This window comes from Microcoleus sp. OTE_8_concoct_300 (assembly GCF_031383065.1).
Taxonomy (GTDB): domain Bacteria; phylum Cyanobacteriota; class Cyanobacteriia; order Cyanobacteriales; family Microcoleaceae; genus Microcoleus.
The window spans coordinates 1-5,395 of record NZ_JANMZH010000045.1; the positions used below are offsets into that span (position 1 = coordinate 1).

At 41.8% G+C, this 5,395-nt stretch carries 7 protein-coding genes; 2 read left to right on the top strand and 5 right to left on the bottom strand.

All coding sequences use genetic code 11. The annotated features are described in order from the left end of the window. The 5 genes from ACUVJL_RS02285 to ACUVJL_RS02305 form a co-directional block, all read right to left on the bottom strand. Positions 1–545, bottom strand: a 545-nt coding sequence (locus tag ACUVJL_RS02285) for a hypothetical protein (RefSeq protein ID WP_445244361.1), incomplete at its 3' end; no start/stop codon positions are given. Then, complete coding sequence (locus ACUVJL_RS02290; protein ID WP_445244362.1) at positions 542–2,113, bottom strand: CHAT domain-containing tetratricopeptide repeat protein; 1,572 nt, start codon at positions 2,111–2,113, stop codon at positions 542–544. The genes ACUVJL_RS02290 and ACUVJL_RS02285, both read right to left, overlap by 4 nt. Before the next feature lie 8 nt (positions 2,114–2,121). Further along, positions 2,122–2,394: a hypothetical protein gene (locus ACUVJL_RS02295; protein WP_445244363.1), complete on the bottom strand. Its 273-nt coding sequence runs from the start codon at positions 2,392–2,394 to the stop codon at positions 2,122–2,124. A 31-nt stretch (positions 2,395–2,425) separates the two neighbouring features. Beyond that, complete coding sequence (locus ACUVJL_RS02300; RefSeq protein ID WP_445244364.1) at positions 2,426–3,586, bottom strand: DUF1822 family protein; 1,161 nt, start codon at positions 3,584–3,586, stop codon at positions 2,426–2,428. An 18-nt stretch (positions 3,587–3,604) separates the two neighbouring features. Then, positions 3,605–4,348, bottom strand: a complete 744-nt coding sequence (locus ACUVJL_RS02305) for a hypothetical protein (RefSeq protein WP_445244365.1) — start codon at positions 4,346–4,348, stop codon at positions 3,605–3,607. Positions 4,349–4,643: 295 nt separating this feature from the next. Between ACUVJL_RS02305 and ACUVJL_RS02310 the strand changes: the two genes are divergently transcribed. Together ACUVJL_RS02310 and ACUVJL_RS02315 are read left to right on the top strand one after the other, a co-directional pair. Further along, positions 4,644–5,039 carry a helix-turn-helix domain-containing protein gene (locus ACUVJL_RS02310; protein WP_445244366.1) on the top strand — a complete coding sequence of 132 codons (396 nt, stop codon included), beginning with the start codon at positions 4,644–4,646 and terminating at the stop codon, positions 5,037–5,039. 11 nt (positions 5,040–5,050) lie between these two features. Next, on the top strand, positions 5,051–5,395 hold a 345-nt coding region (locus ACUVJL_RS02315; RefSeq protein WP_445244367.1), incomplete at its 3' end, for a transposase.

A 5,395-nucleotide genomic window follows, 5' to 3' on the forward strand; every position in this document is an offset into this window, starting at 1 on the left:
GGTGGTTCCCCCGGATACACAGCCTCAGTACCGCTAACAGTCATTTCCCAGTTTAATTTCGCTCCATTTTCGCGGAGGCTCAACTTATAGCTAGTCGCACCAGCAACCGGATTCCACCGCAAAATAGGCTTGCTGTCGAGCAATTTCGTGCGCCGCGGACTGATAATATAAGGAATTGGCCCGCTATTCCAGGTAATTTTATCATCGCCGCGATCGGGACATTTAACCAAGTCCGCGCTACAATCCGATTTAGACTCTTCTTTCGCTAACAAACAGCTATTTAATTGATTTTCACCCGGTGCGATCGACTTAATCCCCAAATCTGCACATTGAACCGTCAGTTGTGCGTTTTGTGAAGTTCGCAATTTGTCTCCCGGATAAATCGGTGTACCGCCGGTAGGGCGAACAATTCGGCCGTTTTGGCGCTCGATCGCAACTTCCCCGCTACTATGGATAATCAGTCCGTTAGATATTCTGTTACTCGCTGCTAGTGCGCTAGTTGCGATCGAGCTTAAAACTATAAAAACAGCAATCCTGATTTTCACTTGATAATTCCTTTTGCTTGTAAATGTTGCTGGGCATTTTGCATACATCGATCTTGTTCTGGTATGCGGTAATCAGAATATTTAAGCGTCTCATTCCAGGCTTCCAAGGCTGCTTGCGGCTTACCTTTAATTTCCAGAACCTGTGCTAAAAGGCATTGAGCCTCAGGGCTATCCTCTCTGAATCCTATTGCTATTCTTAAATCTGCTTCAGCAGCGTCATATTGCTTTTGTTTAAACCGCGCCCAGCCCCGATTTTTAAAACAAGCCGCTTTTACTCCGTCATATTCAGTGTGTTCTAAACAGCGAGCAATAAATTTTAAAGCTTCTTGAGGTTGATTGTTGAGAATCAGCGATCGAGATAATTGAGAATTCGCCTCAGCAGAACCCCGCCGCGCTGCATCCTTCATTAATTTTTGCGCGTACTCTTTTTCATTAAAATCCTCATACAACACAGCTAAGTTATAATGAGGCGTAGCATAATTTAAATTTAGTAAACTTGCTAATTGGTAGCATCTTTCAGCGATTAATAGTTGACCCTGACGGTGGCTGGTCTTTCCGATTTCATTCACAACGCGGCTAAGTATCGGGCCCATTAACATATAACTGATAGCCGTAATACCTAAACTTTTTGCCGCCCGCTGCATCCAATCAATTGGAAGAATTAACGATTGGTTATTTGGGCGATCGCCCGCCACATCATCTGCGGGAACAGGGTGACTGCTTCCCAACTCTAGAAATTTTAATCCCTCAAATGTGGGATGCTGACACAGCACCAGTATTCCGCTCGCCCCCGGAAATTGAGGTTCCCAGCGCAGCAAATCATCCTTAGCTTTTCGCACCGCCAAAAACAGAGGTTCTTTGAGAGCCAAATATCTAAACAAAGACTTCACAAATTCCTGAGCAATGAAATCCGGGATTGGCGCCCGCATCACAATTACTGACGGTAAAGAAATGCCCTCACTAACTAAATCTGCTGCTATTCCCAGGCTCGAACAGGAATTAAAAATTAGTAACTGCAACCCTTTAAAAATAGCTTTTTTTAGACCGTCTTTAAAATCCTCTAAACTAACAGTATTATTTTGAACTTCTTGATTAATATATAGTAGTCCGTTAGCAGCATTAGTATCGCTTTCGCTGTGTCCGGCATAAAATAAAACTTGCCACCCTTTTTCATCAAACAACTGGTCGCGAAACTTTTGAGGTGTTGGTTCTTTAAGAAACGTTAATTCGCAGCGATAGCCCAAATATTTTTTAAGCTCTTTTGTATCTTTTCCAACATCAATTCCCTTGCTGTTGCCGACAATACCTAAAATTCTGCCTCGCAAAGGTAGAGGCATTCCCCCTATAGTTGCCTGTTGAAGAACTTTTCCATATTCTGGGGAACTGCCGATGATTTCCGAGTTGCGGTAGTCTTCGCGAAATTGCCACGCATCCCAAGGCAACTGCCAAATCAGAGAGTAATTGCACTCTAGAAATATTTCAACACACTCGGATCGATTGCTGATTTCCGTTCTGAGTTCTACCTCTATTTTTCGGTAAAACTCGTCAGCACTCAGCCACTTGTTCATCTCTTGCTTCAAATCTTGATATATATAGCATAAGGCTTGTCTTCAGAAATATTTGTTATGCCTGCGGAGTTGATTTTGATCCGAGAACCGCTTCTGTTATATTGGGATGCGACACAACTAGCGTTCCACCTTTTATGCAACTCCTGAACTATAGGTGCTGGTGGCAAGCTGGCGAAACGTTGAGCGACAGTTTCTCCTTGTTTTTTTAACTCAGCAGTCACATGAGAAAAACCATTTTTTAAATCCCCATACCCCAAAGCCAAGATGACAGTCCAGCTCATAAATTGTAGGCGATTGCAGTTAATCAAGGTATCATACCACAAAAGTTTCTGTTATGCTTAAATCATCTAAACTTACTCGAATACTAAAGCTCTCGTCTGGCTCTACGTGAAAATCTTTCAGCAAAATGCACAAGTTCTGAACTGTTGCTTCTACCTCGTGTAGATTGTCTCCGGTGTCGGATATTAAGGACAGTTTAATATTGAGGGGCAGGTAAAGTTCTCCGATCGCCGGATGCAGTTGGACGTGAACTCTGAGAGTGCGATCGTCCTCTTCAGCAACAGCAACCAACAAAGCAACACTCGTCCTTCCCAAACGCATACCCAAGTCAATCAACTTAGCCCGCGTCACATCAGCTTCGGGAAACCTATTGATGCTGCTTTGACGGCCCTGCGAGGCAGATTCTGTTCTCAAATTTCCACCTCCTCGGAAGGCAAAATTGGGGTTTTCTTCAGGAAAAATTAGGTTTTCTAAATTTTCTTTACCTTGCTCAATTTTCTGCCAACCTGTTTCGGCAACATTTTTCAACCAATTGCCTAAATTAGATTTAACCGGGTTTTCAATTTCAACAGGGGAAGTCGAAGGCTGCAGATTGAAGATTGATTCAACTGACTCCCAATTAGATGTAAATACATTCTCCAACCACTGACGCAGATTGACTTGAGATTCAGATATATGTTCGAGGTGGATCAAGAAGTCATCCAGGGAATGCAACTCGCTCAATACTAATTCGCCCATCCCCGCAGTTGGGGAAAATCCCAGCAATCTTGCTTCCTTTTCATCTTCATCAATATCTACTACCAGATAACCGATGCGTTCCTCCCTTGCTTCCGGGGGAACGTGACAAGTATGCGATCGGTTTTGCGGCGAATTGATGCGATTATTTTCTACGTTTTTCGGCAAATTTATCAACGGACGACATTCAATTTTTCCTAAATTTTTGATATATAAATCAGCCACATTTTCCAACAAGCGAACAACGGGATTCCAGCTATCGCAATTAGTTAAATCAGTTTCAATATCTAAAAGCATCAAGTAATCGCGGACGGCCAACACAGCCAAAGTGTTGAAATAAACTTGTTCTTTTTTGTGGGGGTGGCGCTGTTCGGAAGCAAATTGCCGTGCTGAACGAATGGCCTTTTGGGTAATTGGCATTGGCAAGGATTGGTTTCCGATACTGTTACTTTGTGCCATTGTTAACTCCTTTAATGATTAAGATTCGTAATTGTCGCGAAATGTTTGCAAGTGAGGGCGACATTGATCTCGGTGAAAGCCATGCAGGGTAGAATAGGAGCAGGAAAGTTCTGCTGCTAATACGGTGAAAGTTTTGCCCGCTGATAAGCCTTTTAATATAACTTGACAAGTTAGATCTGGTCGCCCTCTAACGTGTTTGCTCAACACCTGATCTGGATCGGTTTCAATCCAGGCTTGAAGTTCTGTAAAAAGCTGAGCTGTTTCGAGAATGTGAGTTCGATCGCGATCGGGTAAAATATCGATTCGATCGATCGGCGTTCCGTCTTCTGAAATTTGTTCTCGATCGTCTCTGGTGTTATTTTCTCTATCAACCCTCACAGCCCAATTTTGCAGCCGTCGCTTGAAATAATAATTGAACCAAGTAATGACATTGCCGCGAGTGCGATCGTACTGAGTTCCAGTGCGGGATTCGCACAAATTGCTACAGAAAAACACCCACTGTTCTTGCAAAGCATCTTCATAGTAAGGTAGATTTTCCTTCCAGATCAGGCCGGAGTTTTTCATCTTAGTCAGAAGCTGGTGCAACAAACGGCTGCGCTTCCAACCGGGAGGATGCTGGCAAATTTCGCTAACAAGGCGATCGAGATCTTGATATAGAAGTTTTCTGTGGGATAATTTCGATTCTCCCTCACCCTCAACAGCATCGGTTTGGTTCTCGGATGGGCGGTCTTCCCCCCCGGAGGGGATGTACTCATCATTCATAGTTCAGTGCGGCCGCAACTTTGTTCCTACATTTACTTATCAGTATGAGTTAGGGGAATTTATGCGAAATTCTGAAAGTTTTTTTGGGGCGGATGGTAGAAAGTCTTGCTGTGCGGTGGATTGGGCCGTTCAATTAGATGTGAATTTTTGTTAAGACTTACGCATCAAAACCAAAGAAACCGGGTTTTTGCGGTTTTTGCGGTTTGTAACGAGTAAGTAGTCAAACAAAATTAATTACACAAATCAAATAATATGATATACTAAAAACATCAAGTTTTATTTAAAGAGGTTTTATATGTTTTTACTTCGAGACATTAATCCACTTTCATTGAAATTGCTAAACCGAATTTATCGCGAAAGCAGACATCATCAAGTGCGTCAAAGAGCACATTTTTTGATTTTAGTTTCACAAAATGTCAAAAATGAAAACCTGATAAAAATCTTTAAATTTAGTTATAAGACCATGTATAACTGGTTAGATAGATGGGAACATGAGGGAATGCTCGGATTATACAATAAGCCAGGTAGAGGCAGAAAAAAAATATTTAATTCTGCACAATCAGATCAAATTAAAGACTGGGTAAAATTACAACCAAAACAATTAAAGCAAGTAGTACAAAAAATCAAAGAAGAATGGTGTATTAATACAAGTACGGAAACAATTAAGAGAATAATTAAAAAAAAAGTATGAGTTGGCATAGGATGCGTCGAGGTGTTGGCGGCAACCCAGACCCCATAGAATATAAGGAAAAAAAAGAAAAACTGTCAGAATTAAAACAACTAGAAGATGAGGGAAAAATTGATTTATACTATTTGGATGAATCAGGATTTTGTGGCATCCCTTGCGTCCCTTATGGATGGCAAGATATTGGTGAACATTTGTCAATTGATAGTCGTAGAACTAAGCGTTTAAATGTCTTGGGAATCATGAATCGGCAAAACACGCGACCTGCTTATGTTTCAGAGCAGACTATTAATTCTGATGTAATCATAGCCTGTATAGATACTTTCTTTGCTGTGGTGGAGCGGCCAACAGTTATTGTGGTA